16 protein-coding genes and 1 tRNA gene are annotated in these 19,320 nt (G+C 67.3%); 6 read left to right on the top strand and 11 right to left on the bottom strand.

What is annotated here, in order from left to right:
• The first annotated feature begins 6 nt into the window (after positions 1-6).
• Together pnuC and O1Q03_RS11945 are read left to right on the top strand one after the other, a co-directional pair.
• Entirely contained in the window at positions 7-651 is a 645-nt protein-coding gene (gene pnuC / locus O1Q03_RS11950; RefSeq protein WP_269503647.1) for a nicotinamide riboside transporter PnuC, read from the top strand.
• A gap of 36 nt (positions 652-687) precedes the next feature.
• Positions 688-1,878: a phosphotransferase enzyme family protein gene (locus O1Q03_RS11945; RefSeq protein WP_269503645.1), complete on the top strand. Its 1,191-nt coding sequence runs from the start codon at positions 688-690 to the stop codon at positions 1,876-1,878.
• A 120-nt stretch (positions 1,879-1,998) separates the two neighbouring features.
• On the opposite strand, the gene O1Q03_RS11940 is transcribed toward O1Q03_RS11945, so the two are convergent.
• The gene (locus O1Q03_RS11940) at positions 1,999-3,294 is read right to left on the bottom strand and encodes an O-acetylhomoserine aminocarboxypropyltransferase/cysteine synthase family protein (protein ID WP_269503644.1); all 1,296 of its coding nucleotides are present in this window, start codon (positions 3,292-3,294) and stop codon (positions 1,999-2,001) included.
• Positions 3,295-3,435: 141 nt separating this feature from the next.
• On the opposite strand from O1Q03_RS11940, the gene O1Q03_RS11935 reads away from it, so the two are divergent.
• Positions 3,436-4,104: an O-methyltransferase gene (locus O1Q03_RS11935; protein ID WP_269503643.1), complete on the top strand. Its 669-nt coding sequence runs from the start codon at positions 3,436-3,438 to the stop codon at positions 4,102-4,104.
• A gap of 216 nt (positions 4,105-4,320) precedes the next feature.
• Here O1Q03_RS11935 and O1Q03_RS11930 read toward each other — a convergent pair whose 3' ends face one another.
• From O1Q03_RS11930 to O1Q03_RS11915, 4 genes are all read right to left on the bottom strand, one after another.
• The gene (locus O1Q03_RS11930; RefSeq protein ID WP_269503642.1) at positions 4,321-5,475 is read right to left on the bottom strand and encodes a DUF1176 domain-containing protein; all 1,155 of its coding nucleotides are present in this window, start codon (positions 5,473-5,475) and stop codon (positions 4,321-4,323) included.
• Between the two features lie 171 nt (positions 5,476-5,646).
• Complete coding sequence (locus O1Q03_RS11925) at positions 5,647-6,870, bottom strand: RtcB family protein (protein ID WP_269503641.1); 1,224 nt, start codon at positions 6,868-6,870, stop codon at positions 5,647-5,649.
• Between the two features lie 88 nt (positions 6,871-6,958).
• A complete protein-coding gene (locus tag O1Q03_RS11920) occupies positions 6,959-8,098 on the bottom strand; it encodes a slipin family protein (RefSeq protein WP_269503640.1) in 1,140 nt (379 codons plus the stop codon).
• A 256-nt stretch (positions 8,099-8,354) separates the two neighbouring features.
• Positions 8,355-8,426 (bottom strand) — tRNA-Cys (locus O1Q03_RS11915).
• A 335-nt stretch (positions 8,427-8,761) separates the two neighbouring features.
• Between O1Q03_RS11915 and rtcR the strand changes: the two genes are divergently transcribed.
• A complete protein-coding gene (gene rtcR, locus O1Q03_RS11910) occupies positions 8,762-10,381 on the top strand; it encodes an RNA repair transcriptional activator RtcR (protein ID WP_269503639.1) in 1,620 nt (539 codons plus the stop codon).
• A gap of 89 nt (positions 10,382-10,470) precedes the next feature.
• On the opposite strand, the gene O1Q03_RS11905 is transcribed toward rtcR, so the two are convergent.
• From O1Q03_RS11905 to O1Q03_RS11890, 4 genes are all read right to left on the bottom strand, one after another.
• Positions 10,471-11,097 (bottom strand): LysE family translocator, encoded by a 627-nt coding sequence (locus tag O1Q03_RS11905; protein ID WP_269503638.1) that lies wholly within the window; start codon positions 11,095-11,097, stop codon positions 10,471-10,473.
• A gap of 142 nt (positions 11,098-11,239) precedes the next feature.
• Entirely contained in the window at positions 11,240-12,511 is a 1,272-nt protein-coding gene (locus O1Q03_RS11900) for a type II toxin-antitoxin system HipA family toxin (protein ID WP_269503637.1), read from the bottom strand.
• Positions 12,508-13,020 carry a helix-turn-helix domain-containing protein gene (locus tag O1Q03_RS11895; protein WP_269503636.1) on the bottom strand — a complete coding sequence of 171 codons (513 nt, stop codon included), beginning with the start codon at positions 13,018-13,020 and terminating at the stop codon, positions 12,508-12,510. Before O1Q03_RS11895 ends, O1Q03_RS11900 begins: the two co-directional genes overlap by 4 nt.
• Positions 13,021-13,248: 228 nt before the next feature.
• Positions 13,249-14,157, bottom strand: coding sequence for a LysR substrate-binding domain-containing protein (locus tag O1Q03_RS11890; protein WP_269503635.1), 909 nt, complete (start codon positions 14,155-14,157; stop codon positions 13,249-13,251).
• Positions 14,158-14,265: 108 nt separating this feature from the next.
• Between O1Q03_RS11890 and O1Q03_RS11885 the strand changes: the two genes are divergently transcribed.
• Both O1Q03_RS11885 and O1Q03_RS11880 read left to right on the top strand, forming a co-directional pair.
• Entirely contained in the window at positions 14,266-15,348 is a 1,083-nt protein-coding gene (locus O1Q03_RS11885) for a tartrate dehydrogenase (protein ID WP_269503634.1), read from the top strand.
• Positions 15,349-15,536: 188 nt separating this feature from the next.
• Complete coding sequence (locus O1Q03_RS11880; RefSeq protein WP_269503633.1) at positions 15,537-16,847, top strand: MFS transporter; 1,311 nt, start codon at positions 15,537-15,539, stop codon at positions 16,845-16,847.
• A 168-nt stretch (positions 16,848-17,015) separates the two neighbouring features.
• Here O1Q03_RS11880 and O1Q03_RS11875 read toward each other — a convergent pair whose 3' ends face one another.
• Positions 17,016-17,513, bottom strand: coding sequence for a shikimate kinase (locus O1Q03_RS11875; protein WP_269503632.1), 498 nt, complete (start codon positions 17,511-17,513; stop codon positions 17,016-17,018).
• Positions 17,514-17,817: 304 nt separating this feature from the next.
• Positions 17,818-19,155, bottom strand: a complete 1,338-nt coding sequence (argG, locus tag O1Q03_RS11870; protein ID WP_124830512.1) for an argininosuccinate synthase — start codon at positions 19,153-19,155, stop codon at positions 17,818-17,820.
• Positions 19,156-19,320: the final 165 nt, after the last annotated feature.

Raw genomic sequence — 19,320 nt, 5'->3', positions numbered from 1 at the left:
CAGACGATGTCCCCACTCGAAATCGCCGGCGTGATCGTCAGCGCACTCGCGATCTGGCTGACCGCGAAGCGGCGCATGCTGTGCTGGCCGGTCGGCCTCGCGTCGGTCGCGCTGTACGGCTGGATCTTCTTCGATGCGAAGCTGTACTCCGACATGCTGCTGCAGGGCGCGTTCGCGGTGCTGCAGGTGTACGGCTGGCAGCGCTGGCTCGCGCAGCGCGCGAGCGAGGCAGGCGGCGGTGCGGGCGGCGAGGCGGCGCCGGCCGGCGACGTCGCGCCCGTGACCGGCGTACGACCGATGAAGATGCTGCCCGACCTGATCGCGGCCGTTGTCGGCAGCGCATTGCTCGGCGGGATGATGGCGCGCTGGACCGACGCGGCGCTGCCGTTCGTCGATGCGTCGCTGACCGCGTTCAGCCTCGTCGCGCAATACTGGACCGCGCGGCGCTACATCGCGTCGTGGGGGCTGTGGATCGTCGTGAACGTCGTGTACGTCGGGATGTTCGTGTTCAAGGAACTGTATCTGACGGCCGGCCTCTATGCGCTGTTCATCGCGCTCGCCGTGATCGGCTGGCGCGACTGGAGCCGGACCGCCGCCGCATTGCGTGCGGCTGCCGGCGGGCCGCTCGCGTCGGGCGGCGGCGTGCGCTGATTCGCGCACCGATTCAACTACGGAGCAACGTCGTTCATGTCATTTCCCCTCGAGCCGGACGGCCCCCTGTCGCGCGACGTCGCGCCCCCGCAATTCGGCGTGGACGGCGAGCAGGCCGAACGCGACTGGCCGCTGATCACGCACGACGAAGTGGCGGCCGTGCTCGCGCGGATCGACGGCGCGGGTGAACCGGTGCGGCTGACGTGGCACAGCCCGCGGCAATTTGCGGCCGCCGTGCTCGTGCGGATGGCGGACGGCCGCGGGTTGTTCGTCAAGCGACATCACGCAAGCCTGCGCGATGTCGCGGGGCTCGAGGAGGAGCATCGCTTCATCGCGCATCTGCGCGAACGCGGGATGCCGGTGGTGGACGTGCTGGCCGATCGTAACGGCGCAACCGCGTTCGCATCCGGCGACTGGACATATGAAGTGCACGTGGTCGCGCCCGGTGTCGACGCGTATCGCGGCGTGATGTCGTGGAAGCCGTTCACGCATCCGTCGCACGCATATGCGGCCGGCCGCGCGCTGGCCCGATTGCATCGCGCGTCGGCCGGCCACGACGCGCCGGCGCGGCCGGTTCGCCCGCTGCTGTCGAGTTTTCGCGTGCTGTCGTCAGATGATCTTGCCGCTGCGCTCGAACGCTGGGTCACGGCGCAACCGTTGCTCGTGAACGCGCTCGGTACGCGCGACTGGCGCGGCGACGTCGCGAACGTCATTGGCCCGTATCATGCGCGCCTCGTGCCGCTGCTGCCAGCATTGCCGCCGCTGTGGACGCACGGTGACTGGCATGCGTCGAACCTGCTGTGGACCGACGCCGGGCCCGGCGCAGACGTGCGGACGTTGCTCGATTTCGGTTTGTCGGATTGCACCTGCGCGGTGATGGACGTCGCGCTTGCGATCGAGCGCAACACGATCGACTGGATGGCGCCGGCCGATGCGCGCCGTGTGGAGTACGAACAGATCGCCGCGCTGCTCGACGGCTACGAGTCGCTCGAACCGCTGAGCGACGCTGCACACGCGGCGCTGGTTGCGCTGCTGCCGATCGTGCATACGGAGTTCGCACTGTCGGAAGTTGCGTATTTCGGCTGTATCGTCAACGCGCCCGATATCGTCGACGTTGCGTACGACGGTTACCTGATCGGGCATGCGCAATGGTTCGGCGAACGCGACGGGCGTCAACTGCTCGACTGGCTGGTGCAACGCCGACGCGAGAAGCAGAGCGGCGCCTGACGCGCGCTTGCCGATTTCCCGAACGTCTTCGTTTCGATGCGCGGCCACGCCTCGCACTGGCGAATCGTTGCCGCCCCCCGATACCGGGCGCGGCCGACCGGCGGCGCGCGCCCGTTCCCGTTACAGCCGCGCGAGCGCCTGGTCGAGATCGGCGAGCAGGTCGTCGATATGCTCGATGCCGATCGACAGCCGCACCGTTTCCTCCTTCACGCCGGCCTTCGCGAGTTCGGCCGGCGACAACTGCCGGTGCGTCGTCGATGCCGGATGTGTCGCGAGCGACTTCGTATCGCCGATGTTCACGAGCCGCGTGAACAGCTTCAGCGCGTCCTGGAACTTCGCGCCGCCGTCGCGGCCGCCCTTCACGCCGAACGTCAGGATGCCCGGCGCGCGGCCCGACAGGTAGCGCGCGACGAGCGCGTGGTCCGGATGATCGGGCAGCCCCGCGTAGTTCACCCATTCGACGTTTTCATGGCGCGCGAGATGCTGCGCGATCTTCAGCGCGTTGTCGCTGATGCGTTCGATGCGCAGCGCGAGCGTTTCGATGCCCTGCAGGATCTGGAATGCGTTGAACGGCGAGATTGCCGCGCCCATGTTGCGCAGCGGCACCACGCGTGCGCGGCCGATGTACGCGGCCGGCCCGAACGCTTCCGTGTAGACGACGCCGTGATAGCTGACGTCCGGCTCGTTGAGCCGCTTGAAGCGGTCCGCGTGCTGCGCCCACGGGAACTTGCCCGAGTCGACGATCGCGCCGCCGAGGCTCGTGCCGTGCCCGCCGAGATATTTCGTCAGCGAGTGCACGACGATGTCCGCGCCATGCTCGAACGGACGCAGCAGGTACGGCGACGGCACCGTGTTGTCGACGATCAGCGGGATCCCGTGGCGATGCGCGACTTCCGCGAGCGCGGCGATGTCGGTCACGTTGCCGAGCGGGTTGCCGACCGATTCCGCGAAGATCGCCTTCGTGCGCGCATCGATCAGCGGCTCGAACGATGCCGGATCGCGCGGATCGGCGAAGCGCGTCGTGATCCCGTACTGCGGCAGCGTGTGCGCGAACAGGTTGTAGGTGCCGCCGTACAGCGAACTCGCGGACACGATGTTGTCGCCCGCTTCCGCGATCGTCTGGATCGCGTACGTGACGGCCGCCTGGCCCGACGCGAGCGCCAGCGCGCCGATGCCGCCCTCGAGCGCGGCGATCCGCTGCTCGAGCACGTCCGTCGTCGGGTTCATGATCCGCGTGTAGATGTTGCCCTGGACCTTCAGGTCGAACAGGTCCGCACCGTGCTGCGTGTCGTCGAATGCGTACGCAACGGTCTGGTAGATCGGCACCGCCACCGCGCGCGTGGTCGGGTCGGGGCGATAGCCACCGTGCACGGCGATGGTTTCGAGGCGCCAGTTCGAAGAGGCCTGATCGGTCATGGGTGTGCTCCGTCTGTTGTTGTGATCGTCGAGCGATTATAGGAGCACGTGCGCCGCTGTCCTTAGAACGAATGGTTTGTTGCTTATGGGATGGCGGCGCATAGAATGCCTTTTCCACGAACGACAGGCAAAGGACGCGCGATGGATCAGGATCAGTGGAACAAGGTGGATGCGTATTTCTCGGCGACGCTCGTGCCGTCCGACGACGCGCTCGACGCCGCGCTCGCGGCGAGCGATGCGGCCGGGCTACCCGCGATCAACGTCGCGCCGAACCAGGGCAAGCTGCTGCAGCTGCTCGCGACGATCCGCGGTGCGCGGCGCATCCTCGAGGTCGGCACGCTCGGCGGCTACAGCACGATCTGGCTCGCGCGTGCGTTGCCGCCCGGCGGGCAACTCGTCACGCTCGAACTGAATCCCGACCATGCGAAGGTCGCGACGCAGAACATCGCGCGCGCCGGCTTCGCGGGCATCGTGTCGGTGATCGTCGGCAGCGCGAAGGACAGCCTCGCGCGGCTCGTCGATGCGGGCGAGGCGCCTTTCGACTTCATCTTCATCGACGCGGACAAGGACAACAACGCCGTCTATCTGGACGCCGCGCTGAAGCTGTCGCGGCCCGGCACGGTGATCGTCGTCGACAACGTCGTGCGGCGCGGGCGCGTCGCCGATCCCGACAATCACGAGCCGGACGTCGTCGGCGTGCGCAACGGGTTCGCGCGGATCGTTGCGGAGCCGAACGTCACGACGACCGCCGTGCAGACGGTCGGGCTCAAGGGCTGGGACGGGTTCTCGATCTCGATCGTCGGCGAGTGATGTGAGGTGATGCGAGGCGACGTGGGTTCCGCGGTACGCCGCGCAATACGGCAGGTGCCTTGCGCACCGGTCGTGAGCGTCTGCGCGACGCGCACACGGTCGTAGAGCCGAGTCGCGTCGATGCGTCGATGCGTCGACGCAAGGAAAGAACGGTGCATGGATCGGCGCCCCGGTATCGTTGTCGATCACCGGCCGCGACGCCGCGATGCGTTTTCGTCAGGGCTGCTGCGTATCCACCGACCCACCGGTGCGATACAGCCGCGGCCACTGAGCCTGGAACAACCCGTTGCACGCGCCGTGCATCGCGACGTCGTTCAGCACGAAGCGCCGGCCGTCGAACACCCACGACGCGCTCGACCCGCAATCGCCGGCACTGCGCACGCGATCGAGGCTCGACAGCGTCGCATGCGCGGGATCGTAGATCGCTTCGGTCAGTTGGTTCGAGAACGATGCCGGGTCGAGGCCCGCGCTGGCGTTCTCGCCGAAGTCGAGCGGCGTCGGCGCATACGGCGCGCTGCGGTGCACGCGATACCACAGGTCCGTATGGTTGTACGCGCTGCTCGTCTCGCACGGGATCGACACGATCGCGTCGGTGGTCGAGATCGCGGTGGCCGATGCGGCCTTGCGGCGATCGGCCAGCGACATCTCGTCGCCGGCATCGGCCGCGCAACGCTTCACGCTGGCGCCGAACTTGTCGAATACCGCGTCGACGAGCGGGCGTTGTTCGGCCGGCGTGAGATCGGCCACGCGCGGCGCCGGAACGGGCGCGGGCGGCAGCGCCGGTGCGGCGGGCACCGCCGATGCGGGCTTGGCACCTTTGCGCAGCAGCGCGGTGACCGTGCCGATGCGGCCTTGCGTGTCGTCGATCAGCAGCAGCGCGGCATTGAGTCCCGACAGCGATACCCGCGGCGTGCGCGTATCGGCCGGGTCGCCGAAGCTCAGCACCTGCGCGTTGTGCGACATCGTCAGCCATGCGTCGACCGTCGTCGGATCGCCGGTACGAATATGGAACGGATAGACGTCGTCGTTTTCGTTGCTCTTGGCGAGCGCGTGCCACTCGGCCGGCACTGCGTCGAACGGTCGACCGTCCGCGCGCGCGGTGCGCAGATCGAGCGGCGCCGACGCGAAGATCTCCAGCGACGGTCGCGCATCCGGGCCGGCGTCGCGCGCGAGCCGCACGATCAGGCTGGTGCGCGTGTCGTCGATGTCGTCGTTGCCGCCTTCGGCGACGCAGCGGTTCGCGTTGTCGCAGACGACCGACCAGTTCTTGAAATCGCGCGCGACCGGATGTTGCGCGGAGTCGCGCGCGGCAGCGGACAGCGACACGGTGAGCAGGATGACGGCGGCAGCAAGCGGGAGATGACGAAACATGACGGTTCGTATCGGCGATGACGGGGAGTAGGGCGGACGTCCGGTTGAAAGCGCATCGTAAGCGCGCGATGCGGATCGAGCGCGGCCGGACAGCAACGAGTATACCGCTGCTGCGGCCGCGAATCGTGCGACGGCGATCGAAGATGCGCGCGGGTCTTGGCGACGCGCCCGCTATCCCTTCACGCACACCACCTGGCGCAGCGTGTGCACCACTTCGACGAGGCTGCGCTGCGCCGCCATCACCGCATCGATGTCCTTGTAGGCCATCGGGATTTCGTCGACGACACCCGCGTCCTTCCGGCATTCGACGCCACGCGTCGCGTTCACCTGGTCGTCGACCGTGAAGCGGCGCTTCGCTTCGGTCCGGCTCATCGAGCGGCCGGCGCCGTGGCTGCACGAGCAGAAGCTCTCCGGGTTGCCGAGCCCGCGCACGATGAAGCTCTTCGCGCCCATCGAGCCCGGAATGATCCCGAGTTGCCCCTTCTGCGCGGACACCGCGCCCTTGCGCGTCACGAGCACGTCCTCGCCGAAGTGGCGTTCGCGCTGCACGTAGTTGTGGTGGCAGTTCACTGCGTGCTCGTCGAGCCCGAATGGCTTGGCGATCACGTCACGCGCGGCGCCGATCACCGCATCCATCATCGCCTGCCGGTTGCGGCGCGCGTAGTCCTGCGCCCAGCCGACCGCTTCGACGTAGTCGTCGAAGTGCCGGCTGCCCTCGTTGAAATACGCGAGATTGCGATCCGGCAGGTTCGCGATGTGCTGCCGCATGTCGGCTTGCGCGAGTTCGATGAACAGGCTGCCGATCGCGTTGCCGACGCCGCGCGAGCCGCTATGCAGCATGAACCACACGCGATCGGCTTCGTCGATGCACACTTCGATGAAGTGGTTGCCGGTGCCGAGCGTGCCCAGATGCGCGTAGTTGTTCGTCTTCTGCAGCTTCGGATACTTGTCGACGATCCGCTGAAAACCCGGCAGCAGCGACTTCCATGCATCCGTCACGGCGGCCGGCGTGCGATCGCCCCACGCGCCGGGATCGCGGCGGCCCGGCGCGCGGCCGTGCGGCACCGCGCGTTCGATCGCGCTGCGCAGGCCCGCGAGCGAGTCGGGCAGATCGGCGGCGCGCAGCGTCGTGCGTGCAGCCATCATCCCGCAGCCGATGTCGACACCGACCGCCGCCGGAATGATCGCGCCCTTCGTCGGGATCACGCTGCCGATCGTCGAGCCCTTGCCAAGGTGCACGTCCGGCATCACCGCGACGTGCCGGAAGATGAACGGCATCTGTGCGGTATTGCGCAACTGCGTGCGCGCGTCGTCCTCGACGGCGACGCCTTGCGTCCACATCTTCACCGGCTTGCCGTTCGCCAGTTCCATCAGTTGATAATCGTCGTTACTCATAGGCTTCACCATTCGTTCATGCGTGCGGCGCGGCGGCCCTGCGCCGCGCCGTTTCATCCAGTTTCATGCGCTTCGTGTGCTTCGTGCATCATGCGCCCTTGATGCTGACGAGTCCGTTCAGCACCTGGTCGAGACCGCCGAACACCGAGATGCGGTCGATCCGTTCCGCGACGCGCTCGAGCGTTTCCAGCTCCTTGAGTCGCAGCGCGGTCGGGTTCTCTTCCATCACCTTCGCGGTGTTCAGCAGCGAGCGGGTCGCCGCCGTTTCCTCGCGGCGGCGGATCACGTTCGCCTGTGCGGCCTTTTCGGCTTCGACCACCTGCGCGAGGATCGTCTTCATGTCGCCCGGCAGCACGATATCCTTCACGCCGACGCTGCGCACGTCGACGCCCGATTGCGCAAGGCGCGTGCGGACCTGCGCGATCACGACGTCGTCGATCGCCTGCTTGTCCTCCAGCAGTTCATCGAGCGAGCGCGTGCCGACGGCCGCACGCAGCGCGAACTGCAGCTCGCGATACAGGTGTTCGAGCGGCTTCTGGAGCTGGGCGAACGCATGCAGCACGTCCGCATAACGCCACGTCGCCGACAGGTTCAGCCGCAGCGCGACCTTGTCGCGCGTCAGGATTTCCTGCCCCGCGACTTCGAGCGGCTGCAGGCGCAGGTCGACGAGCTCGACCGCCACGTCGCGGTTGAAGCGCCAGAACGCCGTCACGCCCGCGTCCAGCAGCCGCTCGATCTTGCCGTCGATCTTCAGCACCCCGACGTGATACGCCGGCACCTGCGCAAGCAGCACGCCCGCCAGCCCCGCCACGCCGCGCGCACGCAGCGCCGGTTGCGCGATGCGCTTCGCGAGTGCGGCCGGCAGCATGCTGTCCTGCGCGAGGTCGACGCGCTCCAGACGGTGCGCGATCAGGCCGCGCCAGTACAGCCGGCGCGTGCCCGGCGGCAGGATCTCGACGAGCACGTCGTCTTCGTAGCGCAGGCCCGCTTCGTCGTCGGCCAGGTCCATCGCGACGAAGTGCTGCGCGAGCACGTCCGGTGCGTCGTGACGCAGATAGTCGGCCAACGCTTCGTCGGCGAGCGGCGCGTCGAGACGCGCGGTTTGCACCGACAGTCGCTTGAACGGATCGAAGGCCTTGAACACGCCCGGTTCGAGAACCTTCACGAAATCGCCCTCATTCATCAGCAGCGCGCGTTCGTTCTTTTTCACTACATGACGCTTCCACATATTCTTGTCCTTTTCTTCAATGACCGCCGGACGACATGCCTCGTACGGATCGGGGTGCGACGCGATCGGGCGGGCGGCGCGTTGGCCGGCGCGGCAGCACGCGGCGACGCATCCTGCATCGCGTCGTCGTGCGCGTTCGCGCTGGCCGTCCGGCCGCCCGGCCGATCGCGCGGAACCGCAACCGGTTCGACGCGCGGCGGGCCTGTCGGCCCGCGCCGGCGGGTACTGCTTTCATCAGAAATTGTCCTTGCGGACAACGTTCGGACGGGATTCGAACCCGCCACACACCGGCTTGCGCCGGCTGCTCTACCTGTTGAGCTTCCGAACAGTGGGCGCCCCGGGATTCGAACCCGGACGAAGCTGCCTCGCGCGCCCCTTTGCCTTCGTCTGTCCATGGCGGCATGCGCGGCCGCAACGAACGAGGTTCGGCGGCGGCGCACCAGCAGGGCTTTTTGAACCCTGGCTCGCGGGCCAGCGGGACATCCGGCCCCTCTTATTTAGCGAGGAGCGTGCCAGCGGCTGGCGCAGCCATTGAAAATGTCGACAAGTGGTTGAAACAAAAGAGGATTGTTTATTTTGGGGCGGCGAGCGAAGGGAAGGTCGTTGTCGCTCGACTGCCGAATTTAGATAAAATCGGATTGGCTTTTATCCCATGAGATAAACATGCGCAAAACCGTCGCCATCGGCTTTCTGGGCACCGTGCTCGACCAGGGCGGCCGCGCGCCGCGCCGTTTCCGCAAGTGGCGCCCGACCGTGTCGCTGTGCGCGCAACCGGATCTCGCGATCGATCGCCTCGAATTGCTGCATCCGCCGGGCTACACGCGCCTCGCGCTGCAGGTGCGCGACGATCTCGCGGAACTGTCGCCGCATACCGACGTGCGCCTCACGCCGATCACGATCCGCGACCCGTGGGATTTCGAGGAGGTCTACGCGACGCTGCACGACTACGCGCGCGCCTATCCGTTCGATCTCGACCGCGAGGACTATCTGGTTCACATCACGACCGGCACGCACGTCGCGCAGATCTGCTGGTTCCTGCTCGCGGAAGCGCGCTACCTGCCCGCGCGCCTCGTGCAAACCGGGCCGCCGCAGCAGACCGACGAAGGGCCGAGCGGGCCGGGCACGGTGTCGGTGATCGATCTCGACCTGTCGCGCTACAACCGCATCGCGCAGCGCTTCACGCACGAGCGCGACGAGACGGTGTCGTTCCTGAAGGCCGGCATCGCGACGCGCAACGCGCGCTTCAACGCGCTGATCGAGCAGCTGGAGCGCGTGGCCGTGCGTTCGCGCGCGCCGATGCTGCTGGTCGGCCCGACGGGCGCCGGCAAGTCGTTTCTCGCGAAGCGCGTGTACGAACTGAAGCGCGGCCGCCATCGGCTCGCGGGCCCGTTCATCGAGATCAACTGCGCGACGCTGCGCGGCGACGCCGCGATGTCCACGCTGTTCGGGCACGTGAAGGGCGCGTTCACCGGCGCGCAGTCCGCCCGCGCGGGCCTGCTGCGCGCGGCGGACGGCGGCCTGCTGTTTCTCGACGAGATCGGCGAACTCGGGCTCGACGAGCAGGCGATGCTGCTGAAGGCGATCGAGGAGAAGCGCTTCCTGCCGGTCGGCGCGGACGTCGAGGCGACCAGCGATTTCGAGCTGATCGCCGGCACCCACCGCGACCTGCGGCAGATGGTGGCGGCCGGCACGTTCCGCGAGGATCTGTATGCGCGGATCAACCTGTGGACTTACGAATTGCCGGGGCTCGCGGAACGCCGCGAGGACATCGAGCCGAACCTCGAATTCGAACTCGATCGTTTCGGCCGCGAGCAGGGCGAACAGGTGCGGTTCAACGTGGAAGCGAAGCGGCGCTATCTCGCGTTCGCCGCATCGCCGCGCGCGACGTGGGCCGGCAACTTCCGCGAGCTGTCCGCATCGATCACGCGGATGGCGACGCTGGCCGATGCCGGGCGGATTACCGAGGGCATCGCCGAACAGGAGGTCGAGCGCTTGACGCGCACGTGGTCGTCGCCGGGCAGCGGCCGGGCGCCGGACGCGCACGTCGACGCGGTATTCGGTGCGCGGGCGGCGGAACTCGACCTGTTCGACCGCGCGCAGCTCGAACGCGTGCTGGACGTGTGCCGCGTATCGGCGAGTTTGTCGGAAGCCGGGCGCACGCTGTTCGCGGTGTCGCGGCAGAACAAGAAGCAGCCGAACGACGCGGACCGGTTGCGCAAGTACCTCGCGCGATTCGGGCTCGATTGGGAGGCGGTGCGGCTGGCGCTCGACGTCGCGCGTTGACGTCCGACGGCACCGCGCCCGTGCCGGCCGGCGTCAGTCGCTTCGACGCGGGCCCCCAACGTCGGCGCGCGTCATGCGGCCGTGCCCATTCAGCGCTGCTGCACCGCCACCCGCAGCCCGAGCGCGATGAAGATCGACCCGATGATCTTCCCCTGGCAGCGCGTGAGCCATGCGAGCCGCTTCACGAGGCGGCCCAGCGGGCGGATCGAGCATGCGATCAGCGTCGTGTAGAGCGAGCTGAGCGCGACGAAGATCAGCCCGAGCACCGCGAACTGCACGAACGTCGAGCCGCGTTCCGGATGCACGAACTGCGGCATGAACGCGAGGAAGAACAGCGCGGTCTTCGGATTCAGCACTTCGGCGGGAATCGCCTGCAGGTACGCCTTCAGCGGCGTGACGGGCGACACCTTCGGCAGCGACGGATCGGACGGCCTGTCGAGCAGCGCGCGCACGCCGAGGTAGATCAGGTACGCGGCACCCACCAGCTTCACGACGTTGAACGCGAGCGCCGACGTCATCAGCAGCGCGGACAAGCCGACGGCCGCGAACAGCGCATGCACGAAATCGCCGCTCGCGACGCCGAGCCCGGTCAGGATGCCGGTCTTGCGCCCGCCCTGCACGGTGCGGCTCAGCACGAGCAGCACGGCGGGGCCGGGGATCAGGAACAGGCCCAGGACGACGGCCGTGAAGGTGGTCAGCGTGGTCAGGTCGAACATGGCGGCTCCGGCAAGGTTGGCGCAGCGGCGGGGAATCGACGCATTGTATTCGGTTCCTCGATTTCGCGATGGACGTCGCGGTGCGCAAAATCGGCTCGACGGCGTGGTCAGCGTCGACGACGAGCATGGTCGAATGACGTGCTCAGGCGCCGGCCAGGCGAAACGCGTCGGCCATGCGCTCCTGTTCGCGGGCGGAAAGCGCGAGTCGTGCCGCGAGCGTGCGCCATTGGGCGACGACGCCGCGGAAGTCGTCGATGATCTCGTCGGCGTCTTTCAGGCTCAGCCGAAAATATTCACATACCTCGCGGGCGAGTTCGAGGTCCAGCGCGTTGTCGGCTTCCGTGATGTTGAGCTTGAGACAATCGGCCACGGCGACGGGGTTCATGTCGTACGCGGCGGAGAGTCTCCAGCCCGCATCCGGCTCGAGAATGAATCCGTGATTGCGAAGATGGTCGTCGGTATTCGAGACGAGAAGGTTGAATACGATGCGCGCCCATAGTTCGCGCAGGTCTGCATTCGCTCGCGCGCCGTGTCGGATGAGCACCTCCGCCAGTTCCAGATAGCTGGCGCCGGTGGATGCATCGTCGCCGTCGACATGTCCGGTCATCGTCATGGCCGACGCAAAATGCAGCCTGCGGCCATCGGCAGTCCGATCGAAGCGCCGGACAAGGAAGCAGTGATGGTCACTGGCGAATTTCCGCGCTTCTGCATGGGCGACGTTCAAGCCGCAGCCGAGCGCCAGTGCATTGACAACCATTTCCCAGCCACCTACGTCGTAGTCGTCTCGCGCGCTCGGGAACTTTGCGATGTACAGATGCCCGCGATCGTCGGCCACGCTGGCTTTCGGTCTTGCGCCGCCGAGCGAGCCGCCGGGCGCGATGAGCATCGACAGCCAATCGCGACCGTCCGGCGCGATGTTGTCGACGTCTTCCTCCAGAGCTCGACTGGCTTGCTCGAGTTCACGAATCTCCGCAAACGGTGGCGCGGCGAGATCGATGCGGTCGTCGAGAAATTCTCCGGTGTCGTCGAGCTTGTAGCGCAATGCGCCGACTCGATAGAGATCATGAACGCCGAGCAGGTAGTCGGACTCATGCAGTCGCGTGCCCTTCGGTCGCAGTCCGGCGCGAATGTCGCGCTCCAGCCGGCGATCCATCAGCATGCGGCCCCACCGGTCGGGGCTCGAATCGGCGAACGCGCCGAACGTGTTGCGCGGCGGAACCGGATATTGCGGTCCTTCGAAGAGGCCGATGCCGGGGTCGAGCTGCACACCGGCGAACTCGGGCGCAGCCAGCGCAACCGCGTCGTACTGGTATTCGAACCGTTCGGTGGCGCGCGTCTGCCGCGCGTGCAGAACACCGAGCTTTCGGGGAGCGGGCAGGCTGTTCCAGTCCGCATAGACGGAGATGGTCGTCATTTCTTGGCTGGGCCCCCGTGCCGCCTGCCCACCGGTTTCAGCAATGCGGCCAGATCCGCGGCGGTCGTACCGCGATTGTCGTCTGGCAGGGCGCGACCGGCTGCCGTCGCGGCTGTTTCCCCGGTCTGGGGCGCGGGGGCGACCCGCGCGCGAGCGCGCCTGTTGGCCGATGCGCGCGCCGCTGCCGCGGGAGGCGATGCTGTTTCCTTCCGGCGCCGCGGTGTGGCGAGGCGGGCGTCCTGAAGCTGGCGGCCGAGCGAGTCCGTGGCGGCCAGCTTTTCCAGATCGTCCTGCAGCCCGAGCGTCTGCATGACGGAAAGATAGGCCCCGATCGTTACGCCGGAACCGCCCGCTTCGAGGGAGCGAAGCGTCATCGGCGACATGCCGGCGCGTTCGGCGACCTGTTTCGCCGTCAGCTTTCGGCGCAGGCGCGCCAGCTTCAGCCGCTCGCCGAAGTCGACGAGTAGCCGATTGGATGCCGGCAAGAGCGGGGCGGTCTTCTTGGCCATGATCGGAGCTAATATTTCATCGATTTTTGCAGGATAACGCCAAAATAATAGCACTTTGGCCTGCAGGCGGCATGGTGCGATGCTGGTTCGGTGGCCGATTGTGTAAATATTCTGGCGAAATTGCAGGAAAATAGTGGAAATATTGGCATTGCGCTGGCATGTCGAGTCAGCGCCGAACGCGGTTTGCGCAGGGCCTACGGTCCGACTTCGTCCAGCAGGGCGCCCCCGTCACCCGCCCAATTCCCCCGCCAGAAACTCCACGAACGCCCGTATCCGCGTCGACATCTGATGCCGTTGCGCATACACCGCATAGATGTCCGCGCTCGGCGTCTCGTAGTCGGGCAACACGACGACGAGCCGCCCGTCGGCCAGATAGTCGCGGATATCCCACTCGGCGCGCATCAGGATCCCATGCCCGTCGAGCGCCCACTTCACTGCGATCTCGCCGTCGTTCGTCGTCAGGTTGCCGTTGATTCGCACCGCTTCGGTGTGGCGCGCCGCACCGCGCCCGCTCGTCAGCCGCCAGATCCCGTAACCCTCGTCGCCCTGCCGGATGCCGATGCAGTTGTGCCGCGTCAGCTCGTGCGGCGTGCCGGGCGTCCCGTGCCGCGCGAGATACGCGGGCGCCGCGCACAGCAGCCGGCGGTTCGGCGCGAGGCGCCGCGCGACCACCCGCGTGTCGGGCGGCTCGCCGAAGCGGATACAGACGTCGAACGCGTCGTCGGTCAGCGGCGGCGGCATCACCGACAGCTGCAGCTGCACCGACACCTCCGGATAGCGCGCGACGAAGCGCGAGATCGCCGGCCCGACGTGGCCACGCCCGAAGCCGAGCGTCGCGTTCACGCGCAGCAGCCCCTTCGGCCGCTGTTTCGCGCTGCCGAGCAGTTCGCCCAGCTCGTCCATCTGATCGAGGATCCGGCGCGCGTAGTCGAGATACACGTCGCCTTCGGGCGTCAGCATCATGCGTCGCGTCGTGCGGTTGACGAGCGTCACGCCCGCACGCCGTTCCATCTGCGTGAGCCGCTTGCTGACCGCCGCCGCGGTCAGCCCGAGCTCGCGCGCGGCCGCGCTCAGGCTGCCCGACGCGGCCAGCGTCGAGAAGAAGCCGAGATCGGCCGGCTGCACGGTATCCGCCATGTCTGGATTAATGAACCGAAGTTAAAGATGCTTTGATTCTAGCGCCGGTTCCGGTACTGCAGGTTAGGTAAAGTGCATTCACGCTCACGATCAATCGAGGATGTCAGCATGAAGACCTACCGTATCGCGACCATTCCCGGCGACGGGATCGGCAAGGAAGTGGTGCCTGCCGGCAAGCAGGTTCTGGAAGCGCTGGCTCGCGGCAGCGACCGGTTTGCGTTCGAGTTCGAGGATTTCGACTGGGGCGCCGACTACTACCGCGAGCACGGCGCGATGATGCCGGCCGACGGCCTGGACGCGCTGCGCGGCAAGGACGCGATCCTGTTCGGCTCGGCCGGCGACCCGGACGTGCCCGACCACGTGACGCTGTGGGGCCTGCGCCTGAAGATCTGCCAGGGCTTCGACCAGTACGCGAACGTGCGCCCGACGCGCATCCTGCCCGGCATCGATGCGCCGCTGAAGCGCTGCGGCCCGGACGACCTGAACTGGGTGATCGTGCGCGAGAACTCGGAAGGCGAATACGCGGGCGTCGGCGGCCGCGTGCACCAGGGTCATCCGATCGAGGCCGCGACCGACGTGTCGATCCTCACGCGCGCCGGCGTCGAACGCATCATGCGCTTCGCGTTCCGCCTCGCGCAATCGCGGCCGCGCAAGCTGCTGACCGTCATCACGAAGAGCAACGCGCAGCGTCACGCGATGGTGATGTGGGACGAGATCGCGAAGCAGGTCGCGCAGGAATTCCCCGACGTCACGTGGGACAAGGAACTCGTCGATGCGGCGACCGCGCGCATGGTGAACCGCCCGGCGTCGCTCGACACGATCGTCGCGACGAACCTGCACGCGGACATCCTCAGCGACCTCGCCGCCGCGCTCGCCGGCAGCCTCGGCATCGCGCCGACCGGCAACATCGATCCGGAGCGCCGCTATCCGTCGATGTTCGAGCCGATCCACGGTTCCGCGTTCGACATCATGGGCAAGGGGCTCGCGAATCCGGTCGGCACGTTCTGGTCGGTCGTGATGCTGCTCGAGCATCTCGGCGAGACGGAGGCGGCCGCGCGCGTAATGCAGGCGATCGAGGCCGTCACGGCCGACCCGTCGCTGCATACCCGCGATCTCGGCGGCAGCGCCACGACCGCGCAGGTGACGGCGGCCGTCTGCGAGCGCGTCGCGACCGCGGCGGTCGCTGCCTGACGGCAACGAGGCGCGCGACGATCGCCGTCCGCTCGCCTCCACCGGAAATTGATTGCCCGCGACTCGCACATTCGACGCGAGCCGGGCGCCGGTGCGCGCGCTTCGGCGCTGCGCCGGTCAGCGCTCGTTGAGCACCCGCCGGGCACCTGCAAGCAGGGAGCTCGGCTCGACCTCGAAGGAGGAGACACATGCAAGCGGATCTGGAAACCCGCGTCGCGCGGAAACTGATGTGGCGCATCATTCCGTTCGTGATGCTGCTTTACTTCGTCAGCTTTCTCGACCGCGTCAACGTCGGCTTCGCGGCGATGACGATGAACAAGGCGATCGGCCTGTCGCCGACCGCGTTCGGACTGGGCGGCGGCCTGTTCTTCATCGGCTACTTTCTGTTCGAAGTGCCATCCAACCTGATTCTCCACCGCGTCGGCGCCCGCATCTGGATCGCGCGCGTGATGATCACGTGGGGCATCGTGTCGGCGGTCTCCGCATTCGTGACCGGGCCGACGAGCTTCTACGCGTTGCGCTTCCTGCTCGGCATCGCGGAAGCCGGCTTCTTCCCCGGCATCATCCTGTACCTGAGCCTGTGGTTCCCTGCGAAGCAACGCGCGGTGGCCGCCGCATGGTTCATGGCGGCCGCGCCGATCTCGACCGCGATCGGCTCGCCGCTGTCGGGCGCGATCATGCAGATGCCGCCGATGTTCGGGCTCGCGGACTGGCAGATGCTGTACGTCGTCGAGGCGCTGCCGGCCGTCGTGCTCGGCTTCGTGGTGCTGAAGTGCCTGACCGATGCGCCGTCGAAGGCCGCGTGGCTGAAGGCGGACGAGCGCGACTGGCTGATCGCGAAGCTGAAGTCGGAAGCCGACGTGCGGCACACGCACGCCGGGCATACGGCCGGCGCGTGGCAGGCGCTGCGCGACCCGCGTGTGCTGGCGCTCGCGCTGATCTACTTCGGCACGTCGGCGGGGCTCTATACGCTCGGCCTGTGGGCGCCGCTGATGGTCAAGCAGTTCGGCTTCACCGCATTGCAGACGGGCCTGCTGACCGGCATCCCGAGCATTGCCGCCGTCGTCGCGATGATCGGGTGGGCGCGCCATTCGGACCGCAGCGGCGAGCGCACGTGGCATGTGGTGATTCCGTGCGTGCTGGCCTGCGCCGGCTTCGTGTTCGCGGGGCAGGCGAGTACGGCGCTCGTGACCGTGCTCGCGCTGGTGGTCGTCAACGTCGGGATCAGCGCCGCGAAGGCGCCGCTGTGGGCGATGCCGAGCGCGTTCCTGTCGGGCGCCGGTGCGGCCGCGGGGATCGCGATGATCAACTCGATCGGCAACCTCGGCGGGTTCGTCGGGCCATTCGCGATCGGCTGGCTCAAGCACGTGACGGGCGGCTATGCGGCCGGGCTGTACGTGGTGGCCGGCACGCTCGCGGTGTCGGCGCTCGTCACGCTGCTGCTGAGCCGCAAGGGTGCGCGCGACGCAGTCGTGTCGCGCGTGCAGCATCATCATTGAAGGCGGCGCGCGCCGGCGATCGTGGATCCGGACGCGTACGCCGCATGCTCATGCGCGGAGCCCGAACCACAAGCACGGGATGCAGAGCAGGAAGTGCCCGGCGGATGAAAAGCCCCGAGGATATATCCGCAAGGGCCGCGAGGTTCTACGCGCTGCAGGCGGCGCGCATCAAGGTGCCGGAAGCGCCGCGCGGCGCGCGATCTCCGCCGCACACGCATCGGCCGGCGCGCTCGACGTATCGACGAAGCAGTCGCTGAACGCGCGCGCCGCATACCCTTCCCGATACATCTCGGCGATACGCTGCCGCTCCCAGTCCGTCAGCGTGCGCGTGCCGCGATCCGACGCGGCGACCGCTTCGGGCGGCGCGAGCGTCGCGACGAACAGGCGCGCATCGCGTGCGTCGCAGGCCGCGCGCAACTGCCGGAATTCCGCGTCGCCGATCGGATAGGCGATCACCAGATGACGTTCGCGCGCATGCGCGATCTCGTTGACGACGCGCGCCAGCGCGATCGCCCACTGCTCGTGGAACGGGGCGTCGTCGGGCGCGTCGTGATCGTCGCCGTCGATGAAGCGCGCATCGGGCAGCACGCGCGCGAGTGCGCGACCGATCGTCGTCTTGCCGCTGTTGATTGGGCCGTTCACGTGAATGACGAAGAGGGAAGTCATGAGCCGGGTCGGAAATCGAACGACTCGCAGCTTGCCATGATCGCGGCAGCGTTGCAGCGCCGTTTGCGCGCGACGCGATCGCGGGTGAAAGCACGGAAGGAAAGCGGAGAAAGCGGAGAAAGCGGGGAAAGCGGGGAAAGCGGGGAAAGCGGGGAAAGCGGGGAAAGCGCGAGAAGCGGAGAAAGGCAGGGGCCAAGCAGAAGAACCGGCAGGCCGCGCATGCATCGACGCACACACGGCCTGCCCGGCGCGGCCCGGCCCGGCGCGCGTATCGGCTACGCGCGCCGGCTTCGGGTAAAACGGCTTACTGCTCGCCGTCGCCCTTGATCTGCGGCAGCGCCGACGATTCACCCGGCGTCAGCAGGCCGACCTGGGTGTACACGCGCAGCTTGTCGCGCGTGTCGGTGATGTCGAGGTTGCGCATCGTCAGCTGACCGATCCGGTCGCGCGGCGAGAACGTCGACGCCACCTTCTCCATCGACAGGCGTTCCGGCTGATACGTGAGGTTCGGCGACTTCGTGCTCAGGATCGAGTAGTCGTTGCCGCGGCGCAGTTCGATCTTCACTTCGCCGGTGATCGCGCGTGCGACCCAGCGTTGTGCCGTTTCGCGCAGCATGATCGCCTGCGGGTCGAACCAGCGGCCCTGATACAGCAGGCGGCCGAGGCGGCGGCCGTTCTCGCGATACTGCTCGATCGTGTCTTCGTTGTGGATGCCGGTGACGAGACGCTCGTAGGCGATGTACAGCAGCGCGAGGCCCGGGGCTTCGTAGATGCCGCGGCTCTTCGCCTCGATGATGCGGTTCTCGATCTGATCGCTCATGCCGAGACCGTGGCGGCCGCCGATGCGGTTCGCCTCGAGCAGCAGCTCGACCTGATCCTTGAACTCGACGCCGTTCAGCGCGACCGGTTGGCCGGCTTCGAAGCGCACCGTCACTTCTTCGGCGGCGATCTTCACGTCGTCGCGCCAGAACGCGACACCCATGATCGGGTTCACGATCTTGATGCCGCTTTCGAGGCTTTCGAGATCCTTCGCTTCGTGCGTCGCGCCGAGCAGGTTCGAGTCGGTCGAATACGCCTTCTCGGCCGACATCTTGTACGCGAAGCCGGCCTGGTTCATGAATTCGGACATTTCGGCGCGGCCGCCGAGCTCGTCGATGAACGTCTGGTCGAGCCACGGCTTGTAGATCTTCAGATCCGGGTTCACGAGCAGGCCGTAGCGGTAGAAGCGCTCGATGTCGTTGCCCTTGTACGTGCTGCCGTCGCCCCAGATGTTGACGCCGTCTTCCTTCATCGCGGCGACGAGCATCGTGCCCGTCACGGCGCGGCCGATCGGCGTCGTGTTGAAGTACGTGACGCCGGCCGTCGTGATGTGGAATGCGCCGCTTTGCAGCGCCGCGATGCCTTCTGCGACCAGCTGCGCGCGGCAGTCGATCAGGCGGGCGCCTTCTGCGCCGTATTCGATTGCACGCTTCGGGATCGCGTCGTAATCGTCTTCGTCGGGCTGACCGAGGTTCGCCGTGTATGCGTACGGGACGGCGCCCTTCAGTTTCATCCAGTGCAGCGCGGCGCTGGTGTCCAGGCCGCCGGAGAAGGCGATACCGACCTTCTGGCCGGTCGGGAGGCTTTCGAGAATCGTGCTCATAGGAATAACCGTGGATTGTAGTCCGGTGGGATCGTATTTCGCGGAATATGCGAGTATCGGCTGTCCGGGAGGTTGGGGCAAGGGCTGATTTTCGCGCAAATGCGTCGGCGGCCCCGTCGCGACGGGGTTGGCGGACGGTTAACCAGCCGGAGAATCAGGCGCGAA

Source organism: Burkholderia sp. IMCC1007 (assembly GCF_027257875.1).
Classification (GTDB): Bacteria; Pseudomonadota; Gammaproteobacteria; order Burkholderiales; family Burkholderiaceae; genus Burkholderia.
Note: the sequence above shows the minus strand (reverse complement) of the source record. Positions and strands in the feature narration are given on the sequence as shown.